Genomic DNA, 19,811 nt, shown 5'->3' with positions numbered 1-19,811 from the left:
ATCAGCTTAAAAGCTCCTCTCTCATGTAGATGAGGAGCTTTTTTTCGCGCCTCGATACCTGCACCTGAGTCATACCCAGAACCGCAGCGGTCTTTGACTGAGTAAGCCCCTTGAAATAACGGAGCTCCAGCAGAGCGCGGTCAGCGGGTTCAAGCTCCGACAGTATCTGCCTGAGAGCTATATGGTCGGTTATGCTCTCGTCGGGAGCCTCGGTAGGTATATCGGTCTGTCCCTCATCGTCGTCTCCCGAGGTGAGCGACACAGGCGGCTGACTTACGCACAGCGCCTCGGATACAGCCGATGTGCTCTCTCCCGAAAGCTCCGCGAGCTCGGCTACCGTAGGTGCCCGCATCTCGCGCTGAAGGAATTCCTCTGACAGCCGTGTCAGGCGCAGAGATAGCTCCTTCAGACTGCGGCTGACACGCACAGCTCCGCCGTCACGGAAAAGCCGCTTTATCTCGCCAAGTATCACAGGTACAGCATAGGTGGAAAACTTCACTCCCCTGCCGCAGTCAAAAGCCCTTACCGCTTTGAGAAGACCTATGCAGCCTGCGGAGTACAGGTCGTCATACTCTATCCCCCGTCCGCGGAAGCGGTTGGCGCACAGGTGGACAAGTCCGAGATTTTCCTCAGCCAGAGGCTTTTTTGTTTCAGTCTCCATGAGCAGACAGCCTCTTTCTCATGGTCACGGTCGTCCCCTTCCCGGGAGCGCTCCTGACTCTGAGCTTGTCCATAAAGGACTGCATGACCGAAAAGCCCAGCCCCGACCTTTCCTCCTCGGGAGCCGTTGTGAAAAGGGGCTCCATCGCCCGCTCAACATCGGCTATGCCGCAGCCCTTGTCCCTCACCCTTATGTATATCACCCTGTTGGGCAGAAGCCTCACCGTAAGCTCTATATTCCCTTTTTCATGCCTGTAGCCGTGTACGACCGCATTTGTCACCGCCTCGGATACAGCTGTGCGTATATCGGACAGCTCCTCCACTGTGGGGTCGGCCTGTATCAGGAAGGACGATACCACTGCCCTTGCTGCGCCTTCATTCACCGACAGTGAAGGCATTGTGAATTTGATCTCATTAAGTATTTCCATGATCTTTCTCCTTTAACGTATTTTTACTATGCGCTCTATCCCCGCAAGCTTCAGCACGCGCCTTATATAGGGCTGCGGATTCAGCACCTCAAGATGTCCGCCGCACTCCTTCATCAGCTTGCTCCTGCCCATGATGAGCCCTATCCCCGAGCTGTCCATGAAGGTGATGCCGCCGAAGTCTATGGCAAGCTCACGGGGCTGTGCCGACGCTATGAAACGATCCAGCTCAGACCGCAGCTCCCTTGCATTGTGGTGGTCAATTTCACCGCTGAGCCTTGCAATTGCCGTCCCGTTTTCGTTTTTTATGTCGATCTTCATCGTTCTGCCTCCTTTATGCTGCATATTTCAGCCTTTACGTGCCTTATTATACCACCTGCTGACCGCGGAAAATGTCGGAAAGGAGAAACAGGCTAAATTTAAGAAAAATATTGCAACTGACCCGCAGAAATGTTATAATATAAGGCAGTGCAGAACTGCGCAGTCCGTAAAGCATACAGTACATACGGGGGGAAAAATATGGTATTATACTTTTCTGCCACGGGAAACACACGTTTTCTCGCCACAGAGCTGGCAAAAAAGCTTGATGACGAGTGCCTTGACCTGCTCCGCAGGATAAAGGAAAGCGACTTCTCGGAGATAAGCTCCGAAAAGCCGTTCATAATCTGTGCACCTGTTTATATATGCGAAATGCCGCGTTTTCTCAGCAAATACCTGCAAAAGGTACGGCTCACGGGAAACAGCAGCGTCTATTTCATCGCAAACAGTGCAGGATACAGCGGTATCACAGGCTATCTCGCAAAAAGGATTTTCCGCAGAAAGAAAATGAATTTCATGGGACACACCGAGCTGGTGATGCCCCGTAATTACTACATCGGACACTATCCCGTCCAGAGCGGCGACGAGATCAGGAGACGCATACTCAGCGCCTATAACAAGCTCGATGATATAGCCGCAGATATAAGAAACGGCAGGAAGCTGAAGGCACGTTATGTATTCCTTTTCGAAAAGCTCATAACCCTTCCCTTCAATCCAATATGGGCAAAGTACAAAATGCCCACCAGGGATTTCTTTGCCTCGGATAACTGCATAGGCTGCGGAAAATGCGAAAAGGTATGTCCGTTGAACAATATCTCCATAAAGGATAAAAAGCCGATATGGGGCACCAGCTGTACACACTGCATGGCCTGCATAGGCAACTGCCCCACCGACGCCATAGAATACGGCGACATAACAAAGGTTAAGGGCAAATACAACTTCAACGACCATAAGCACCTTCTCGGCGACAGGAGCCGCGGTGCTTCCCAGAAGGATACCGATATACCAAGAAAGATATACAAAAGGAGAAAAAATGGCTAAACAATTCTGGAAGGGCAGCACCCTTCTCGCTCCCGTACCCGCAGCACTGGTGACCTGCGGTACCATGGAAGCTCCCAACGTCCTCACCGTGGGCTGGACGGGCATAGTATGTACAAGGCCGCCCATGACCTATATCTCGGTGCGTCCCGAGAGGTATTCCCATGATATTATCGCCGGATCCGGCGAATTCGTCATAAACCTCACCACCTCCGCAATGTGCCGCGAGACTGACTTCTGCGGAGTAAAAAGCGGCAGGGATACGGATAAATTCGCGGTATGCGGCTTCCATGCCGCTCCTGCCCACAGTGTGTCCGCGCCTCTGATCGAGGAATGTCCGCTGAGTCTTGAATGCAGGGTGACCGAATCAAAGCTTCTGGGCTCCCATACCATGTTCCTTGCGGAGATAGTCGGCATAGATGCCGATGAGAAGTACATCGACAGCAAGGGGAAGCTCAATCTCCAGCAGTGCGGACTCATGGCCTTTGCTCACGGCGAGTACTTCTCTCTCGGAAGAAAGCTGGGAGACTTCGGCTTCTCCGTAAGAAAAAAGAAGAAGCACCGTCAGCCGCCCCGCAATTCACGATGAGACGTCTTCAATGAACTGTCTCAGCTCCTGCTCTGTTGCAAAGTACAGTCCCTGCGCAAGCAGCTCTCTGTCCTGCTCCGAAAGCAGGGAGGGCTGTACATCCAGCATCAGATAGGGCTTTTCGTCCTCTCCTCTGAATACCGCAATCCTGCCCCCCGTTTCACGGACAACGAACAGGGGGGCACTGTGCTCTACCGCGGCGGCTGCCAGTCTCGTTTCGACCCTGTGCCTGCGGACAGTCTGTCCAAGCGTACACACCGTTATAAAGCCCGAAACCGTCAGCGCTCCGAGGAGGATAAAATATGCCGTTTTTGCTCTCCTTAAAGTCATACCATCACTTCCTTGCCGAAATATCCGTAAATAGCATACCCGCTTTTTTCGATATTATACAAAATGCCGATTTTTTCGGAAAGGTCTTAACATTTTCTGCCCGACGTGATATAATGTATAATGTATATTTATATTTAAAAACATCATATATAGAAATCTTTGAAAGGAGCTGCCGCCGCTCAAGGCGGTCTATTCTGACAAAATGAAGGATAAAGACTTTATGGCTTCACATCAGCACGGATCAGCTGACAATGAAGTCCGCAGAACCCCTGCGCCAAAGAAAAAGAAGAAAAAACACAGCAAAGCATTCATCATCTTCAAAAAACTGATGACAGTCATCGCAACTACACTGCTCTCACTGCTGCTCGTTATCATAATAACGGGTACTATCGTTAGTACGGCGCTGACGGTTTACGTCCTAAACTTTATGGACGATTCCACAAACGTTACGCTCCAGCAGCTGGAATCGGGAAGCGATACCTACTTCTACGGCAATCAGACAAATGAAGCCGGTGAAAAGGAACTTGTACAGATCCACTCTATACAGAACGACTTCCAGCGTATCCCTGTGGATATAGAAAGAATACCCCAGCACGTCCGCAATGCTTTCGTCTATACCGAGGACGAGCGTTTCTACGTGCACGACGGTGTTGACTACAAGCGTACATTCTCAGCTTTCGCCAATATGTTCCTGCACTTCTATGATACCGAGCAGGGTGGTTCTACCATCACCCAGCAGCTGGTAAAGAATCTGTCAGGTGACGATGAGCATACCCCTCAGCGTAAGATCCGTGAGATCTTCTCGGCTATGCAGCTGGAAAAGACCTACTCAAAGGACGAGATCCTGGAGGAATACCTCAACTATATTGGCTTCGGCGGACCTATCAACGGCATACAGCTCGCTTCCATCCGTTACTTCGGTAAAAACGTGGAGCAGCTTACTGTTCCGGAGGCAGCAGTTCTCGCTGCTATCCCCAAGAGCCCTGAGGAATACGGTCCCTTCGTCGAGTACCACAGAGACAATGATCCTAAGGAGCCTGTGGTCATAAACGGACGAGCCAACAACAAGCCACGTCAGGAATACGTTCTCTACAAGCTTTACGAGAACGGTGCCATTACCTTCGACGAGTACCAGCAGTACCTCAAAGCTCCGCTCTTATATACTGATTCGGAGGAATTCAAAAAGCTCCATCCCGAGTACGACGCCAAGAAGCTGGAGGAAAAGGAAAAGGCCTACAGCTGGATCGTGGACGCTACTTACTATGAAGCAGTCGATATATTCATGGAAAAATACGATCTTGACTATTCTCAGGCTATGAACAAGATCCAGAAGGGCGGATATAAGGTATATACCACCTATGATGACAAGATGCAGAAATACATCGAGGATAAGATGCTTGACCTGCACAACTTCTACCCGTATTACGCACCTGAGATCAACGGTTATTCCGCTGATATCGAACCGCTCAATCATCCCGACGGAACCCCCGAGATCTATTATCCTCATGTTGCTTTCGTAGCTCTCAACTATGACGGAGAGGTGCTCTGTGCTGTAGGTAACGTAGGTCCCAAGGAGGACTCTCTCGTTTCCAACTACGCAGTAAGAGACAGACGTCAGGTAGGTTCTACCATAAAGCCTCTTACAGGTTACGGCTACGGTATCGAGACAGGCAAGCTTTGCTGGGGTACAGGCATCAAGGACGCCGGTATCATGACAGGTGAAGACGGAAATCCCTGGCCTCTCAACTACGGAAAACAAGCAGGTTACGGCGGCAATGTAATGGCTTATATGGCTCTTCAGCAGTCATACAATACCTGCTCTGCCCAGCTGGTAGACCAGTACGGACTGGAAGAAGTCTATAAATTCTCCAAGGAAAAACTCGGACTCGATCTTGCTTCGCTTGATAAGCTCTATTCGCCTCTGAGCCTTGGTGCGCTGGATTACGGTGTTACGCTCGAAAACCTTGTAAACGCTTATCTCCCCTACGGAAATAACGGTATATACAACGAAGCTCACATCATCTCCAGAATCGAAGACAGCAACCAGCAGGTAATATATCAGAACAACGGCAATCCGAGACAGGCTGTTTCGGATGAGACAGCATACGTTATGAACCGTCTCCTGAAGAACGTTGTTGACCACGGTACAGGTACTGCTGCAAGACTCAGTAATAAGGAAGTCTGCGGTAAGACAGGTACTACACAGGACTGGTACGATGAGGCCTTCGTAGGTCTTACACCTGATTTCGTCAGCGGTATAACTGTCGGATTCAAGTACAAATACGGCCAGATCCAGGTAACATCAGGTATCTCAGCTCAGGTATGGCAGAATCTAATCGGTGAGTATGCAAATACAATGTATCCCGAAACAGGTCCGTACTTTGAAAAGGTCAAGACCGTTATCGAAAGTCCTATGTGTACATCTACGGGACGTATCGCAGGTCAGTATTGTCCGAGAGGAATAATCGGATACTGGAAATCTCAGGTTACAGATACCTATTCTCCTCCGTACTGTGACGGTGCTCACGGATATACACCTTCAACACAGGCCACCACAAGTGCTTCTGACGCACAGGGCGGCGGCGCAGCAGGCGGCGGTGACGTCGGAGGCGGTGCAGCTGGCGGTGTCGATGTCGGAGGCGGTGCAGCTGGCGGCGGTGACGTCGGAGGCGGTGCAGCTGGCGGCGGTGATATCGGAGGCGGTGCAGCAGGCGGCGGTGACATCGGAGGCGGTGCAGCTGGCGGCGGTGACGTCGGAGGCGGTGCAGCTGGCGGAGATGCCGGCGGCGGAGTCTAATACTTATAACAGGTGATAACTTGAACGATAAAATAAGATTATGCTGTCCATGCCATTTTGGTCTGGAAAGCGTACTGAAATACGAAATACAAAAAATAGGCGGCACTGACCTTAAGGTCAGCGACGGCAAAATAAGCTTCACGGGCGACGATAATATCCTCGCCCGTGCTAATCTCTGCCTCTCAACGGCAGAAAGAGTGCTAATAGAGCTCATAGAGTTCAGGGCGACTACCTTCGAGGAGCTTTTCCAGGGCGTAAAGGCTGTAGAGCTTGAACGCTACATCGGTCCTCAGGACGCCTTCCCCGTAAAGGGCTATTCTCTCAATTCCTCGCTGCACAGCGTTCCCGACTGTCAGTCGATCGTAAAAAAGGCAGCTGTGGAAAGGCTCAAGGACAAATACGGCATAAGCTGGTTCGATGAAAGCGGCCCGACAGTGCAAATAAAGTTCAGCATCCTCAAGGACGTTGTTTCCCTTTATCTCGATACCAGCGGAGTAGGGCTCCACAAACGCGGTTACAGACGCAATTCCAATGCGGCTCCCATAAAGGAAACTCTTGCGGCAGGCATAATCGACCTTGCAAGAGTTCGTTCCGATTCGGTAGTATGTGATCCCTTCTGCGGCAGCGGTACTCTTCTTATAGAAGCTGCTCTCAAGGCTCTGAAGATAGCTCCGGGTATAAACAGACGCTTTGCCGCTGAAAAATGGAGCTGCTTTGACTCAAAAATATGGCAGGAGGAGCGCAGACGCGCCATAGACAACGTAGACAGAAGCGCGGAGTTCCGCGGCATAGGCGCGGATATCGACGACGCAGCCGTTGCGCTTACTCTTGATAACGCCCACAAGGCAGGGATAAAGTCCCGCGTAAAGGTAGAACAGGCCGATATTACGAAATTCGTTCAGCCTGAAAATTCCATAGTTATCTGCAACCCTCCCTACGGTGAGAGACTCCTTGAACTGAGAGAGGCTGAGGACATATACAGAAAAATGGGCAGAGTTCTTGGAAAGGGCGGCAGCCGTCAGAGCTATATCATCTCCCCTCACGAGGAGTTCGAGAAGTTCTTCGGCACGGAAGCCCGCAAGCGCAGAAAGCTCTACAACGGCATGATAAAATGCCAGTTATATATGTATTTCTAAAGATAAAAGCTCCGTAAACCGCGGAGCTTTAATTATAGGTGATGATATGAAATATTCATTGAAAAGAAAGCTCCTGCATCTGTTCTTCCCCACACGCTGTCCCATATGCGGAGCTTACATCGGTGCTATGGAGCGCTTCTGCCATGAATGTGAAGCAAAGCTCCATACCTACAACGGTAGATTTGAGATAGAAGGCGCACTGAGCTTCACAGCTGCCTATGAATACGACAGCGAGATAAGCCCTGCCATATTCCTTATGAAAAACGGCATTGACGGAAACGCCTCCTATGCGCTGGGCTGTGCCCTTGCAGACAGGCTCCGCAGCGAAAATGTTACCGCGGATATAATAGTACCCGTCCCCATGTACCGCAGAGACACAATAAAGCGCGGCTTCAATCAGGCTGCGCTCATAGCAAAGGAGACGGGCAGAGCACTCGGTATCCCCGTGGAGCTGCACGCCTTATCCAAAAAGCGTCCGACTTATACACAGAAGACTCTCGGCAAGGACGAAAGAGCAGTAAACCTGACGGGAGCATTCTCGGCCGACTCAACCGCAGTAAAGGGCAGAAATGTGCTCCTCATAGACGATATATGCACAACAGGCAGCACTCTGCGTGAAATAACCGCCGTGCTGAAAGAAAACGGCGCCGCCTCTGTACGCTGCGCCTGCTGCTGTAAAACAATATCCCGCAAAGAATAAACTTCGCGGGATATTTTCATTTAAGATGCTCCGAAAAGGAGATGACAATATCTGTAAGCACAGCAGTAAAGCCGAATATACTCAGTCCGACACAGGCTGATTTCGGCAGCTTCCCGCTGAGCTTCCCCGACAGCGGATGAAGCATATAAAAATAGCCCACTGCAAGGATACCGAATATAGCACTTGAAATAAGGCTCGACCTGTCAAGTATGGAGAAGTACCAGTTTTCGTAGGTCCAAAACTGCTCATGGAATATGAATTCCAGCAGATATGAGGCTCCCAGCTCGAATAATGTAGTCACAGCCATTGCGAAAAAAAAGATAAAAACGGGATTGCGCTTTTTTCTCAGCATTACCAGAAGTATGAAGGCTCCCACAGAGTATATGGGTATTATCGGCAGGTGAAGCATACCTCTGTTATCAAAATACCTGTACATCACCCATACCGTAACGACCTCGTATATCCAGCCCGCAAAGCCCGCCGCAATAAACTCAAAAACGTACCTGAAGAATATACGCCAGCGATCTTTTTCCATGACTCACACTACCTTTACCTCGGCACCCAGAGGCATAAGCGCCAGCTTTGCAAGCTTGAACATCTGAAGTCCGAATGGTATACCTATTATTGTAGCACACAGAACAACACCGAATGCAGCAAATCCCAGCGCCATTTCAAGACCTCCGAAGATGAGCCATACGATGTTCAGCAGCAGCCTTACAGGTCCACCGCCGTAAACTACCTCCTTGCCGAAGGGACAGAAGGACAGTCCCGCAAACTTGAAGCACTGAACTCCTATCGGGATCCCCACAATGGTGAGGCACCAGAGCAGTCCCACCAGGAGCCAGCTGAGGCCGCAAAAGAACCCACCGAAAATGAGCCATAAAAGATTACCTAAACATCCCATATCATTTACCCCTTTTTTACATATTCACCGCCGCAGTATAAGCAGTGGAAAAAGCTATCTGAAGATTGAAGCCCCCTGTATAGGCATCCACATCTATGACCTCGCCCGCAAAATAGAGCCCGCTGACCAGCTTTGACTCCATAGTTCCGGGATCTATCTCCTTAGCGGAGATACCGCCGCTGGTGATAATTGCCTCGTCAATAGGACGGAAGCCCGAGATCCTTACGGGAAATGCCTTGATAAGCTCCCCGAACTTTCGTCTCTGCTCCTTTGTAATGCCGTTTATCTTCTGCTCCGGAGCTATTCCCGAAAGCCTTACCGCTACAGGTATGAGCTTTGCAGGAAGGAGCTTTCTTATGCCGTTCTGGAAGTCCCTGTTGAGATTTTCCGCGAAATCGCGCTGTATCCTTGCGTCAAGCTGCTCGGGAGACAGGGCGGGCTTCAAATCAATAATTAGCCTGTAACGGTCAGGCGCCATATCCCTTATATGGGAGCTGGCACTGAGCACCAGCGGCCCGGAAACGCCGAAATGAGTAAAGAGCATCTCCCCCATTTCGCTGTATATGCACTTTTTGCCGTCCATAAGGTCAACGGTCACATTTCTCAGGGACAGCCCCATCATCTCCGCGCAGAACTTATCGGGAGAAGTCAGCGGCACCAGGCTCGGTTTCAGCTCGGTGACAGTATGTCCGAGCGCCTCTGCCAGCATATAGCCGTCCCCTGTTGAGCCCGTGGCGGGATATGACTTTCCCCCGCAGGCAATAAGCACAGCCGCGGAAGGATACTGCTCTCCGCCTGCCTTTACACCGCATACTGCGCCGTTTTCGGTGAGTATCTTCGTGACGCGCCTGTTTATGACCTTCACGCCCAGCTTCTTCATTTCCTTCGCAAGAGCATCGGCAATGTCATTTGCGTTATCGCTGACAGGAAAGACTCTGTTGCCGCGCTCGGTCTTGAGAGGAACTCCCAGCTCCTCAAAGAAGCTCATGGTACACTCCGCGTCAAAGCTTGCAAAGGAGCTGTACATAAATCTTGGATTTACGGGGATATTCTTCATATGCTCGTCCGAGGAACTGTTATTCGTGACATTGCATCGTCCCTTGCCCGTTATCCTCAGCTTTCTGCCAAGCTTTTCATTCTTTTCAAAGAGCAGCACGGACTTGCCGAACCTTGCCGCATGAACAGCCGCAAAGCAGCCTGCCGCACCGCCGCCGACTATGATAACATCGGTCATGATCTCTTTTCCTCATTCATCTTCTGCAGATACGACTCCAGGTCGCAGAAGGGATTATTTCCTGAAATATAAGCGTAGTACGCAAGTATAAGGGAAGCGTCCACCGAATCCGCCTTGTTGTCGCGGTTTACGTCGGCAGCTATAAGCTGTCTTGCGTCAATAAAGGTCGTTCCGTGATTTCCCGATAACGAAGCATACTCTGCCAGCACAGCCGAAGCATCAACTGAGTCGATGAGCTTGTCGTTGTTCACATCGCCCAGAGAATAGGGCGGATTGGGTATGACCTCTATCTTTCCGGAGGCAAGACCTTCGGTGAATATGTACTTTGTCATCGCCGTACCCTTGCTGTCGTATTCAAAATCAGTGAAAAGGGGCTGTATTTCGCCATATTTGGAAGCACCTATGTTTATTTCGAATACATCTCCCACATTGGTGTCCTCGGGAACGATAAAATCGAAGTCCCACATAATACCGTCCCTGCCTGCGTTTTCACTGCCTGCGGTATTGAGCACTATGAAATCGCCTGTATCCCCGACATATTGTCCTGTGGTGAGCTTGCTGACAGCCGCTCCGGGCACAGCCTCTCCCAACGTCAGACGCTTGTCATAGTATACATATATCAGCGTATCGCAGTAAAGACCGTCGGCGCCCTCAACGGACAGGGAAATATGCTGGTGTGAGCCGTGAGATAGATCATGATATACCTGAGTGCTGCTCATGCGGAAAACAGGCTTTCCCTGCTCGGCAGGCTTTATGGCAGTAGTGGTGGTAGTCGTCGGTTTTGCAGTTGTGGTAGTAGTAGTGGTAGTTGTGGTCAAAGTAGTTGTGGAAGAAGAAGTGGTCACGGCATCCGACAGCACCTTGAAGGAATAGCCGTTCTTTAAAGCATATTTTTCGGCAGTTGAGCCCTTATAGCCCGATATTGTGCCCTTGAAGCTGCCTTTGGAACCGTCGCTGCTTACACTGTCGGATATAGTAGTGCTGCTTTCGTCAATATTACATTCCTTTCCGAGTATGGTTATCTCGGAGAGCTTGCTGCACTTTGCAAAAGCGTTCTTCTCTATGGTCTTATAGCTGTCGGGAACAGTTACAGAAGTCACGCCTGCTCCCGAAAAAGCTCCCCCTGCAATAACAGTTGCGGGAAGTCCCGATATACGTGCAGGTACAGACACATCTCCCTTTGCTGCGGAAGCGGAAGCAAGCTCCACATGGTCGCTGTACTTATAGAAGGTAAGGTCACCTGCTACGACTGTTGAATGGTAAGCCTGATCTGCCGCTGTTCTGTAAGGAACAGCAGCAGGAAAGGCGGCTCCGATGATAAAAGCGGCAATAGCTGCCGAAAAGAGCTTTTTAAGCTTCATAAATACCTCCATGAAGTATGATAAATATACTTTTTTAAATTATCCCCGATCCACACCCTCGTTGCCGCGGTCAATGCACGGTATATAACGATGAGCCGTATATGTACGTCTGTGCGGTGTCTGAGCGTAACGATAAGAGAGGATTCGGACCTCCATGCGCTCCTGCATGACCATACAAGATGCTTTCCTTTCGGAAAGGCTTTTTTTGCATTCGCCCCGCGGATAACTACGCCGAAAAGCTTAAATAAGCTCCGTCGACCAGTTGAGTGACTGGATCGTATTATCTGTAACGCGAAGCTCCTTTGACATATCGTCGATCTGTTTCTGGAGCTTTCTGACGTCAACTGTGCTAAGTATCTTGATCTCGGACATACGTGCGCGTCTTGCAGTCTGGCTCGCGCTTTCCACAAGATCCTTGTATACTGATATCTTCACCTTGAGAGCGTCCTTCCTGGCAATGAGCTCTGTTATATTCACGCCGTTGCAGACCGTAGCGCAGTTGGTCTGATTTATACGGCGCATGAGTTCTTCAAGCCGCATCACGGAGCCGTCAAGCTCTTTAATGAGTGACTTTGGATCCTCTGCGGTCTCCTCGTTTTCCTGTACCAGAGCGTTATTGATAAGTCTGCTTCTTAGCTGTTCGATATTGCGGTTAAGATCAGCTCTTTCCTGTAAAGCTTCTGCAAGTTTCATATTCTCCTCCTTATGCAGATCATAAACAGGCGGGTAATATCCGCGCTGCACACCTTATTTATGATTATCATTGTAATCGTAAAATATCTCGTCCATGAGCCTGTCATATCCGCTGCGGTCGCCCATTGCCGCCTTCAGAAGCGCTCCCGCATTCCTGAAAGCAAGCTTCAGATACATCCAGTCTCCCATATCGTCAAATTTCCTCGTGGAATTTATCAGATGATTTTTCTTCAGACAGCCGTAGACCTTTCCCTGCTTCTTTCCGTAGGCCTTCAGCAGCTTTGCGGTTGCGATATCCTCTCCCGCCTTTTTCTCGGCAAAGCCTCCTATTGCGTCAAAGGAAGCCTTCTCTGCCCAGAATATACCGCAGTAAAGGCCTGTGAGCTTAAAGCCCCCACGGCACATCATATCATTCAGCCACAGAGGGAATGAATAGCGCTCAAAGCGCAGAGGCGCTCCGCCGCCGATATACCTTCCGCTGTTGAGCATACCAAGTATCTCGCGGATAGTACCCTCGGTCATGCGGTTATCGCAGTCTATGGTCATGATGACCTTTCCGCGGGCTGCGGATATACCAGCATTGCGCACTGTAGCTATGCAGCGGCTCTCGTCTCTGACCACGCGCGCGCCGTTTTCTTCAGCAAGCTCCGCTGTCCTGTCAGTACACCTGTTGCATACAACTATTATCTCAACTCCGCATTTTACACGCGCTGCCGCCTGCTTTACGGACTCTATGCACCGTACGACATATTTTTCCTCGTTATGAGCAGGTATTATCACGGATACTCCGATCCTTTCCCCCATAATATCCCTCCCGTCTGTCCGGCATGATTTACATTAAATTATAGCACTTTTCAGCCCTGCGGTCAATAGAACTGCCCTTATATACTATTATAAAAAGAAAATTTCAGTTTTTCTGCGAAAAATGCTTGACTTTTGTATTTATATGTGTTATAATTTTAGTACCTCGTTGGGGGTTTATTTTTTTGTCCCCGTGCGAGGGAGGCAAACAACCTACCTTCGGTAACGAAGGAAGTACTAATTCAGGAGGTGCCGATATGAGAGTAAAGGTTACTTTAGCTTGCACAGAGTGCAAACAGCGCAACTATGTTTCCAAGAAAAACAAGAAGAACGACCCTGACAGAATTGAAATGATGAAGCATTGCAAATTCTGCAGAAAGCATACTCTTCACAAGGAAACAAAGTAATCGGAAGGGGTATTTTTATGGCTAAGAATACATCTTCAGAAAAGAAGTCCGAGAAGAAACAGGGCAATAAGATTGTCAAGTGGTTCAAGGACCTCAGAATCGAATTCAAGAAAGTGGTTTGGCCTACCAAGAAGACAGTCGTAAACAATACATCTGTTGTACTGGGCGTTATCGTCGCTTCAGCTATTCTTGTAGGATTACTCGATCAGGGATTTCTTGCCCTGCTGCGTCTCGTTTACAACGCAGGCTAATTCATAGGAGATCAGGAGGATTATTATGTCAGAAGCAGCTAAGTGGTATGTTATCCACACATATTCAGGCTATGAGAATAAGGTAGCTCAGAATATTGAAAAGGTTGTAGAAAACCGTAAGCTTCATGAACTTATCCAAGAGGTCAGAGTTCCTACCGAAAAAGCAGAAGAGATCACTGATGGCAAAACCAAAGAAGTAGAACGCAAGACCTACCCCGGTTACGTTCTTGTCAAGATGGTAATGAATGATGATTCATGGTACGTCGTTAGAAATACCAGAGGCTGTACAGGCTTCGTCGGACCTGCTTCAGAGCCCACTCCCCTTTCAGAGGAAGAGGTGCAGAAGCTCTTCGGAGTAGAGGTATCTACCGTATCGGTAGACTTCAAGGTAGGCGATAATGTCCGTATCTCGGGTACTGCTATGGACGGATTTATAGGTGTCGTTCAGAACATCAATCTCGACGATCGTTCAGTAGACCTTCTTGTCTCAATGTTCGGTCGTGAAACCCCCACTACCCTGCCTATAAGCCAGGTCGTAAGAGTGGAGGATTAGTTCAGGTCAAAAGAAACCCGGAGGGTTTCCGTGGGAGAGGTAAAATAATTCTTGCCTCGCCATTTACCACATTTATGGAGGTGCGAATACATGGCACAGAAAGTAGTTGGCTACATTAAGCTTCAGATCGCAGCAGGAAAGGCTACTCCTGCACCGCCTGTTGGTCCGGCACTCGGTCAGCACGGCGTTAATATCATGGCATTCACAAAGGAATTCAACGAGAGAACAAAGAACGACATCGGAATGATCATCCCTGTTGTTATCACTGTATATGCAGACCGTTCATTCTCGTTCATCACAAAGACTCCCCCTGCAGCAGTCCTCATCAAAAAGGCTTGCAACATCAACAGCGGTTCGGGAGTTCCCAATAAGACCAAGGTTGCAAACATCACAAAGGAACAGGTTCAGAAGATAGCTGAGACAAAGATGCCTGACCTCAACGCAGGTTCACTCGAGGCAGCTATGAGCATGATCGCTGGTACAGCTCGTTCAATGGGCGTTGTAGTTGTTGACTAATCAATTTTTTGAATGATGAAGTGGGGATACTTCCCCGTTTTCGGAGTTCTATTGGTGGGAGGAAAATTCCGCTAATCGGGTAAGCTATAAGCTCCCCGGTATTACCACTTAAATAGGAGGAAATATAATGAAACACGGCAAAAAATATGTTGACAGCGCAAAGGCTGTTGATTATGCAAAGCAGTACGAGTCCGCTGAGGCTCTTGACTTAGTTTGCAAGAACGCAAAGGCTAAGTTTGATGAAACTATTGAAGCTCATATCCGTCTCGGTGTTGACTCAAGACACGCTGACCAGCAGGTAAGAGGCGCTGTTGTTCTCCCTAACGGTACAGGTAAGACTGTTCGTGTATGCGTATTCTGCAAGGAAGACAAGTATGAGGCAGCTAAGGCTGCAGGCGCTGAGTATGTTGGCGGTCAGGATCTCGTAGACAAGATCATGAAGGAAAACTGGATGGATTTCGACGTTGTTGTTGCTTCACCTGACATGATGGGTCTCGTAGGCCGTCTCGGTAAGGTTCTCGGACCTCGTGGTCTTATGCCTAACCCGAAGGCAGGTACTGTAACTCCTGACGTTGCAAAGGCTGTTACAGATGCTAAGGCTGGTAAGATCGAGTACCGTCTCGACAAGACCAACATCATCCACTGCCCCATCGGCAAGGCTTCTTTCGGAGCTGCTAAGCTCGAAGAGAACTTCAACACACTTATGGAGGCTGTTGTTAAGGCAAAGCCTGCTGCTGCCAAGGGTACTTACCTCAAGAGCTGCACAGTTACTTCAACAATGGGCCCCGGAGTTCCCGTTGCTACAGCTAAGTACGGTGTTTGATCACTGAATAGTAAACGTAAAGGCTTCACATTAATATGTGAAGCCTTTTTTACTGCGGTTTAAAAAGTGCGCCTGTGCCGTTCTGAGCGATCTTCTTGAACGCCTCCTTCATAACGGCCTGCTGCTCGGGACGCAGCTTGGATATAGCCTTTATGATCGCAGGATAGGAGCTGAGCTTGTTGATCTCCTTCAGAGTCTCCTTATCGGGTGCTCTGAGTATCTCAAAAAGAGAATCTGTAAATATCTCCCTCTCTGTATCGCTGAAATCGGACAAAAGCCCGGATATAGCCTTATTTATAACATCGCCTGACTTTTTCAGCCTGTCGGCCATAATAAAGCGGTTACGGCGCAGCTCCCAGTAATAGGCATAATGCTGCTTGATACCGTTTACCGATGTCTTGACGATCTTGGGATCGCTGCCGCTGCCGAGAAGCATACCTACAATAGACGCTTCGGGAATAAAGCTCCTTATTCTCGGAAGCATTTTTTTATACCCTTCCGACTGAACTATTTCGTCCCTGAATCCCGGGCCGTCATAGGAATAGATATTCGTTATCCTTTTCTGTATCTCCTCTTCACAGAAAAGCGAGCAGTAAATAGCGGAATTTCCGCCCTTTGAGTGTCCGCCGAGACGGATCGCATGATCTCCGCACGCAAAGGCTCTGTTGATATAGGATACAGCTCTCTGCTGACCTGCGGTCTGCTGCATATAGCTGAGGTTGAAGTCCTCTTTCCAGCCCACAACAGTACCGTCGGTGCCTCTGAAAGCAATAAACCCGCTTCCGTCACCGAGGATAAAGGTTATGGCCGAAAACTGGAGATCCTCTGCGTCCTTAACATGGCTGACGTAGCCCTTTAAAATAGTACCTCGGAATCGCCTTGACTCTGCAAGCCTTCTGAAGAGCAGATTATCCTGCTCAAAGGTAATTATCCTCTGTTTTGTATCAATTGAGTCCGGGGAATATTTTCTGAAGGCATCAGGGATACTGATCTCCTCGTCAAAGCTCTCCGAAACCACACCTTCAAGGGGAATGTAGCAGAATTGTGAAAGGACAAGACCGTCGACCTCGTTAAAGGGATCGGCAGAAAAAGGCACATCACCGCGCCAATCGAGATAATCAAGAATATTAGCCAGAATATTCCCTCCTGTCAGTTAAAAACAAAGCGGCGCAAAGGCGCCGCTTCATATTTTTGTAATTCAGTGATTACTTAGTAGGATCGAGAGAAGCAACCTTCTTGAGGAGGTACTCCTGGATCTTAACAGCGTCATCACCTGTGAGGCCCTTTGTAGATGTATCAACATCTGCATTTGCCTGGCCCTGCTTTGTAAGAGGCTTAGCAGCTGTGCCGCCGATGCCGTACTTGTTGGGGTTAGCAAGTGACTGCATGATGAGGATAGCGTCTGCAAGGTCAACAGTTCCGTCACAGTTAGCATCGCCCCAGAGTGTAACAGTAACGTCGCCGCCACCCTGTGTAGTTGTTGTTGTTATAGGAGCTGTTGTAGTTGTAGTTGTGGTTGTTGTCTGAACATCGTCCTTCTTCGGGAATAAAGGAGCCTCATCATCAAAGAATGCCATAGCCCAAGCAAAAGGAGCATTCCAGTTGATGGTAACCTCGTTAACAGACCAAGCTTCGATAGAGTCAACGAAGCACTTCTGTGAAGCAGTCTTACCTCTCTCGTAGCCGAGACCGCCAACATAAGGATCCTGGAGGCCTGCGCCGCAACCACCGGACATAACTCCTGAAGGAGCCATCGGGAAGCTGTGGTCAAGCTCGTAAGACCAGTATCTGTGGTGAGGATTATTTGAATGATATGTACCGTAACCGGTAACGAATGAGAATCCGAGACCGTTACGTCCGAAGATGTAGTCGAGAGCTGAAACAGCACCGTTGAAGTACTTAGCATCATGTGAGATATCGTAAGCATAAGCCATAACGATAGCGTTATTGATAACGAATGAGTTTGAACCCCACTCATAACCCTCGATTACTTCACCGGGGCAGTTGATTTCATCAGTAAATGTAGTTCCCTTGTAAGGAATACCCATACCGTTTGTAGCGCCGTCCTCGAAAGCAACGTATGTATCAGCACACTTCTTGATATTAGCCTCAACTGTAGCCTTATCCTCAGCAGATACCTTATCGCTGAGTAAGAGTGTTACAGTACCGAGACCAGCTGTACAGCCCCAGTTGAATGAGCTGAATGAACCGTTGTTCTCACCGCCGCCGAGGCTGGTAGTGATGTCGAATGCCTTATCGTGGCCGTCACCCTCGTGGATGTTCTTGTAATCCTTGAGGAAGTTGTAGTACTCTTCGTCACCTGTTGTTGAGAAGAGCTCACAAGCTGCCCAGTAAGCATCGTCGTCTACGTATGTATCGCCGTAGCCGCCGCCGCCGATAGCCTGATCGAGAGGAGCGAACTGAGGATCCTTCTCCCAAGCATCCTTACCAAGGTCAACGCCGTACCAGCTTGACTTCTTAGCCATCATAGCCTTCCATGAAGTCTCAGCCTTCTCAAGGCACTTAGCTGAGAAGGAATCATCGATACCCTTCCAGAGACGTGAAGCCTGTGCAGCACAAGCGATCATATTGAGTGTAGCTGCATACGTAGGAGGCTTAACTATACGAGTTGTATTCCAACCGTCGGAACCGTCAGCAAGCTTCTCGCCTGCGTAGTCCCAAGGCTTTGTAGCAAGACCTGTCCACTTGTGGTCGTGCATCTTGTGGTATACAAGATTCTCGCACTTTGAACCCCAATGCTTATCCTTAGATGTAACGATCATGTTGAACATCCACTCGAGCTCAACTCTTGCTTCATCAAGGACATCAGGAGAACCTGTGCCGTCAAACTTGATATTACCAACGCTGTAGTTCTGAGGAATAGACATTGTCTTTCCGTCAGCCCACTTTGCATCTGTACCCTGAACCTTGGATCTCTCATACATATTCTGGAGAGTCCATACAGAGATACCGCCGTTAACAACGTACTTACCGTGGTCACCGGCATCGTACCAACCGCCTACGCAGTCAACAGTAACGGATGTATCACCGTCGAATTCCTGACCGTAAGACTTCTGCCACTTAGGCTGAACATACGCATTATCGTTAGGATAGTGACCGCCCTGGTGAGCAAGCTTCTTAGCGTCGTCCTTCTCATTGTGAGAAGTGATGTAAGCGCTCTCGATGTCCATACCTGAACGGTTCTGATAGAAGTAGTTCATAGCGTCCTTAACGATGCCTTCGTAAACGTCGTCACCGATCTTGAACTCATGGCTGATGTACTTCTTGTATGTTTCCTTTGTCTTAGGATTGAGGAATGTATTTGAAGTATCGTCAACTTCGATTGTGTATGTACCGGGCTCCTTAACCTCTGAGAAGTCGAGGATCTGGCAGTAGTCGCCGGCATCCTTATCCATGCCGATAACCTTACCTGTGCCGGTGTAAACAGCTGTACCGTTCTTCTTTACTGTGAACGAAACAGCAGACTTGCTATCGCTTGTAGCATAAGTAGCAAGCTTACGAGCGTTTGTGAAGTAACCAACCTGGTTGATTCTTACGTCACTACGAGGAGTAACAACGCCGAGCTCATTGGAAGGATCCCAAAGACAAGGTGTGCTCTTCTCATCCTTGTAAGTATCTCCACAGTCTGAACACTCAAGCTTCATGTTATCGAACTTAAGGGTTGTTCCCTCAGGGAAACAATCCTGTGTCTGGTATGGGCCTGCGCCACCGTAATGGAATGCCCACTCAGCAACCTCGAGAGTTTCCTTTGCTGTGAACTCTGAATCGAACTCATTCTTACCCTTTGAGATCTTTACGTTGTCCCAGCCCTTATCCCACTGCTCTGCGTTATCCTGCCAAGCACCGTCGCCTGAACCGCTGAGTCTGTGGATGTGTGTGTGAAGCTCACCAGCGCTGGAAGCGTCAACTTCCCAGTGAATTGTATAGTGATGTCCCTTTTCGATATGGAGACTTCTGTGTCTGAACTGACAGTCCCATCTTGAGTCACCGCCGCGCTTCTCTCCGCCGGGGTTAACGATAGTACAGTTATATGTACCGCCCTTCATGTCGAACTTCTGCTCTGCGGGGTTTGTTACGCAGATATGCCAAGGAAGACCAACTCCGTCATCGAAGTCGTTCTGACCAAGACAGTTGCCTGCTGATGCGCTCATCGGAACGAGAGCTGCCACGCTTGAAGCAACCATTGATGCTGCCATAAGGCTGCTTGTAACTGCTTTTGCAATTTTCTTGTGCATTTGAATACCCTCCCTGAAA

Annotated in this window: 22 protein-coding genes; 10 read left to right on the top strand and 12 right to left on the bottom strand. The window is 49.2% G+C overall.

Features of this window, described 5'->3' with window-relative positions:
• Window position 1: 1 nt before the first annotated feature.
• Genes RF007C_RS14395 through RF007C_RS14385 form a run of 3 tightly spaced genes read right to left on the bottom strand, consistent with a single transcriptional unit; the run spans window position 2 to window position 1,406 of the window.
• A complete protein-coding gene (locus tag RF007C_RS14395; RefSeq protein WP_019680796.1) occupies window positions 2-661 on the bottom strand; it encodes a sigma-70 family RNA polymerase sigma factor in 660 nt (219 codons plus the stop codon).
• The gene (gene spoIIAB / locus RF007C_RS14390; protein WP_019680797.1) at window positions 651-1,088 is read right to left on the bottom strand and encodes an anti-sigma F factor; all 438 of its coding nucleotides are present in this window, start codon (window positions 1,086-1,088) and stop codon (window positions 651-653) included. The genes RF007C_RS14395 and spoIIAB overlap by 11 nt, the downstream gene beginning before the upstream one ends.
• A 12-nt stretch (window positions 1,089-1,100) precedes the next feature.
• The gene (locus RF007C_RS14385; RefSeq protein WP_037301022.1) at window positions 1,101-1,406 is read right to left on the bottom strand and encodes an STAS domain-containing protein; all 306 of its coding nucleotides are present in this window, start codon (window positions 1,404-1,406) and stop codon (window positions 1,101-1,103) included.
• Window positions 1,407-1,604: 198 nt separating this feature from the next.
• Here RF007C_RS14385 and RF007C_RS14380 point away from each other — a divergent pair, with 198 nt between their 5' ends.
• Both RF007C_RS14380 and RF007C_RS14375 read left to right on the top strand, forming a co-directional pair.
• Complete coding sequence (locus tag RF007C_RS14380) at window positions 1,605-2,444, top strand: EFR1 family ferrodoxin (protein WP_037301020.1); 840 nt, start codon at window positions 1,605-1,607, stop codon at window positions 2,442-2,444.
• Window positions 2,437-3,030 (top strand): flavin reductase family protein, encoded by a 594-nt coding sequence (locus RF007C_RS14375; protein ID WP_019680800.1) that lies wholly within the window; start codon window positions 2,437-2,439, stop codon window positions 3,028-3,030. The genes RF007C_RS14380 and RF007C_RS14375 overlap by 8 nt, the downstream gene beginning before the upstream one ends.
• Here the strand turns inward: RF007C_RS14375 and RF007C_RS14370 are convergent.
• Window positions 3,022-3,360: a hypothetical protein gene (locus RF007C_RS14370; protein ID WP_037301018.1), complete on the bottom strand. Its 339-nt coding sequence runs from the start codon at window positions 3,358-3,360 to the stop codon at window positions 3,022-3,024. The two genes, RF007C_RS14375 and RF007C_RS14370, sit on opposite strands and share 9 nt — an antisense overlap.
• Before the next feature lie 220 nt (window positions 3,361-3,580).
• On the opposite strand from RF007C_RS14370, the gene RF007C_RS14365 reads away from it, so the two are divergent.
• Genes RF007C_RS14365 through RF007C_RS14355 form a run of 3 tightly spaced genes read left to right on the top strand, consistent with a single transcriptional unit; the run spans window position 3,581 to window position 7,993 of the window.
• On the top strand, window positions 3,581-6,157 hold the full coding sequence (locus tag RF007C_RS14365; protein WP_161634897.1) for a transglycosylase domain-containing protein: 2,577 nt from the start codon (window positions 3,581-3,583) through the stop codon (window positions 6,155-6,157).
• A gap of 20 nt (window positions 6,158-6,177) precedes the next feature.
• Window positions 6,178-7,293 carry a THUMP domain-containing class I SAM-dependent RNA methyltransferase gene (locus RF007C_RS14360; protein ID WP_242836311.1) on the top strand — a complete coding sequence of 372 codons (1,116 nt, stop codon included), beginning with the start codon at window positions 6,178-6,180 and terminating at the stop codon, window positions 7,291-7,293.
• Window positions 7,294-7,339: 46 nt separating this feature from the next.
• Entirely contained in the window at window positions 7,340-7,993 is a 654-nt protein-coding gene (locus RF007C_RS14355; RefSeq protein ID WP_037301014.1) for a ComF family protein, read from the top strand.
• Between the two features lie 16 nt (window positions 7,994-8,009).
• Here the strand turns inward: RF007C_RS14355 and RF007C_RS14350 are convergent, their stop codons facing one another.
• From RF007C_RS14350 to RF007C_RS14325, 6 genes are all read right to left on the bottom strand, one after another.
• A complete protein-coding gene (locus tag RF007C_RS14350) occupies window positions 8,010-8,528 on the bottom strand; it encodes a putative ABC transporter permease (RefSeq protein WP_019680804.1) in 519 nt (172 codons plus the stop codon).
• Between the two features lie 3 nt (window positions 8,529-8,531).
• Window positions 8,532-8,897, bottom strand: a complete 366-nt coding sequence (locus tag RF007C_RS14345) for a YccF domain-containing protein (protein WP_037301012.1) — start codon at window positions 8,895-8,897, stop codon at window positions 8,532-8,534.
• Window positions 8,898-8,913: 16 nt separating this feature from the next.
• Window positions 8,914-10,131 (bottom strand): NAD(P)/FAD-dependent oxidoreductase, encoded by a 1,218-nt coding sequence (locus tag RF007C_RS14340; RefSeq protein ID WP_037301010.1) that lies wholly within the window; start codon window positions 10,129-10,131, stop codon window positions 8,914-8,916.
• Entirely contained in the window at window positions 10,128-11,492 is a 1,365-nt protein-coding gene (locus RF007C_RS14335; RefSeq protein ID WP_037301009.1) for a dockerin type I domain-containing protein, read from the bottom strand. Before RF007C_RS14335 ends, RF007C_RS14340 begins: the two co-directional genes overlap by 4 nt.
• 240 nt (window positions 11,493-11,732) lie before the next feature.
• Window positions 11,733-12,185, bottom strand: coding sequence for a DIP1984 family protein (locus RF007C_RS14330; protein ID WP_037301006.1), 453 nt, complete (start codon window positions 12,183-12,185; stop codon window positions 11,733-11,735).
• 54 nt (window positions 12,186-12,239) lie between these two features.
• The gene (locus RF007C_RS14325; protein ID WP_019680808.1) at window positions 12,240-12,989 is read right to left on the bottom strand and encodes a glycosyltransferase; all 750 of its coding nucleotides are present in this window, start codon (window positions 12,987-12,989) and stop codon (window positions 12,240-12,242) included.
• Window positions 12,990-13,243: 254 nt separating this feature from the next.
• Between RF007C_RS14325 and rpmG the strand changes: the two genes are divergently transcribed.
• From rpmG to rplA, 5 genes are all read left to right on the top strand, one after another.
• A complete protein-coding gene (gene rpmG / locus RF007C_RS14320) occupies window positions 13,244-13,393 on the top strand; it encodes a 50S ribosomal protein L33 (protein WP_009984160.1) in 150 nt (49 codons plus the stop codon).
• Between the two features lie 17 nt (window positions 13,394-13,410).
• Entirely contained in the window at window positions 13,411-13,644 is a 234-nt protein-coding gene (gene secE, locus RF007C_RS14315; protein ID WP_019680809.1) for a preprotein translocase subunit SecE, read from the top strand.
• 25 nt (window positions 13,645-13,669) lie between these two features.
• Window positions 13,670-14,197 carry a transcription termination/antitermination protein NusG gene (nusG, locus tag RF007C_RS14310; RefSeq protein ID WP_019680810.1) on the top strand — a complete coding sequence of 176 codons (528 nt, stop codon included), beginning with the start codon at window positions 13,670-13,672 and terminating at the stop codon, window positions 14,195-14,197.
• 90 nt (window positions 14,198-14,287) lie between these two features.
• Entirely contained in the window at window positions 14,288-14,713 is a 426-nt protein-coding gene (rplK, locus tag RF007C_RS14305) for a 50S ribosomal protein L11 (RefSeq protein ID WP_019680811.1), read from the top strand.
• 127 nt (window positions 14,714-14,840) lie between these two features.
• A complete protein-coding gene (gene rplA / locus RF007C_RS14300) occupies window positions 14,841-15,536 on the top strand; it encodes a 50S ribosomal protein L1 (RefSeq protein WP_019680812.1) in 696 nt (231 codons plus the stop codon).
• A 49-nt stretch (window positions 15,537-15,585) separates the two neighbouring features.
• On the opposite strand, the gene RF007C_RS14295 is transcribed toward rplA, so the two are convergent.
• Complete coding sequence (locus RF007C_RS14295) at window positions 15,586-16,632, bottom strand: Mbeg1-like protein (RefSeq protein WP_051456692.1); 1,047 nt, start codon at window positions 16,630-16,632, stop codon at window positions 15,586-15,588.
• Between the two features lie 109 nt (window positions 16,633-16,741).
• Window positions 16,742-19,792, bottom strand: a complete 3,051-nt coding sequence (locus tag RF007C_RS14290) for a glycoside hydrolase family 9 protein (RefSeq protein ID WP_037301004.1) — start codon at window positions 19,790-19,792, stop codon at window positions 16,742-16,744.
• Window positions 19,793-19,811 lie beyond the last annotated feature (19 nt).

It is taken from the genome of Ruminococcus flavefaciens 007c (assembly GCF_000571935.1).
In the GTDB taxonomy this organism is placed as follows: domain Bacteria; phylum Bacillota; class Clostridia; order Oscillospirales; family Ruminococcaceae; genus Ruminococcus; species Ruminococcus flavefaciens_F.
This window is presented reverse-complemented; position numbering and strand designations above follow the sequence as displayed.

Excerpts from the sequence above, each read along its gene's own strand:
- RF007C_RS14380 (WP_037301020.1), top strand. The coding sequence starts at position 1,605 with ATGGTATTATACTTTTCTGCCACGGGAAACACACGTTTTCTCGCCACA.
- RF007C_RS14325 (WP_019680808.1), bottom strand. The coding sequence starts at position 12,989 with ATGGGGGAAAGGATCGGAGTATCCGTGATAATACCTGCTCATAACGAG.
- nusG (WP_019680810.1), top strand. The coding sequence starts at position 13,670 with ATGTCAGAAGCAGCTAAGTGGTATGTTATCCACACATATTCAGGCTAT.
- RF007C_RS14330 (WP_037301006.1), bottom strand. The coding sequence starts at position 12,185 with ATGAAACTTGCAGAAGCTTTACAGGAAAGAGCTGATCTTAACCGCAAT.
- rplA (WP_019680812.1), top strand. The coding sequence starts at position 14,841 with ATGAAACACGGCAAAAAATATGTTGACAGCGCAAAGGCTGTTGATTAT.
- RF007C_RS14335 (WP_037301009.1), bottom strand. The coding sequence starts at position 11,492 with ATGAAGCTTAAAAAGCTCTTTTCGGCAGCTATTGCCGCTTTTATCATC.
- RF007C_RS14290 (WP_037301004.1), bottom strand. The coding sequence starts at position 19,792 with ATGCACAAGAAAATTGCAAAAGCAGTTACAAGCAGCCTTATGGCAGCA.
- RF007C_RS14350 (WP_019680804.1), bottom strand. The coding sequence starts at position 8,528 with ATGGAAAAAGATCGCTGGCGTATATTCTTCAGGTACGTTTTTGAGTTT.
- rplK (WP_019680811.1), top strand. The coding sequence starts at position 14,288 with ATGGCACAGAAAGTAGTTGGCTACATTAAGCTTCAGATCGCAGCAGGA.
- RF007C_RS14355 (WP_037301014.1), top strand. The coding sequence starts at position 7,340 with ATGAAATATTCATTGAAAAGAAAGCTCCTGCATCTGTTCTTCCCCACA.
- RF007C_RS14385 (WP_037301022.1), bottom strand. The coding sequence starts at position 1,406 with ATGAAGATCGACATAAAAAACGAAAACGGGACGGCAATTGCAAGGCTC.
- secE (WP_019680809.1), top strand. The coding sequence starts at position 13,411 with ATGGCTAAGAATACATCTTCAGAAAAGAAGTCCGAGAAGAAACAGGGC.
- spoIIAB (WP_019680797.1), bottom strand. The coding sequence starts at position 1,088 with ATGGAAATACTTAATGAGATCAAATTCACAATGCCTTCACTGTCGGTG.
- RF007C_RS14345 (WP_037301012.1), bottom strand. The coding sequence starts at position 8,897 with ATGGGATGTTTAGGTAATCTTTTATGGCTCATTTTCGGTGGGTTCTTT.
- RF007C_RS14365 (WP_161634897.1), top strand. The coding sequence starts at position 3,581 with ATGGCTTCACATCAGCACGGATCAGCTGACAATGAAGTCCGCAGAACC.
- RF007C_RS14370 (WP_037301018.1), bottom strand. The coding sequence starts at position 3,360 with ATGACTTTAAGGAGAGCAAAAACGGCATATTTTATCCTCCTCGGAGCG.
- RF007C_RS14340 (WP_037301010.1), bottom strand. The coding sequence starts at position 10,131 with ATGACCGATGTTATCATAGTCGGCGGCGGTGCGGCAGGCTGCTTTGCG.
- rpmG (WP_009984160.1), top strand. The coding sequence starts at position 13,244 with ATGAGAGTAAAGGTTACTTTAGCTTGCACAGAGTGCAAACAGCGCAAC.
- RF007C_RS14375 (WP_019680800.1), top strand. The coding sequence starts at position 2,437 with ATGGCTAAACAATTCTGGAAGGGCAGCACCCTTCTCGCTCCCGTACCC.
- RF007C_RS14395 (WP_019680796.1), bottom strand. The coding sequence starts at position 661 with ATGGAGACTGAAACAAAAAAGCCTCTGGCTGAGGAAAATCTCGGACTT.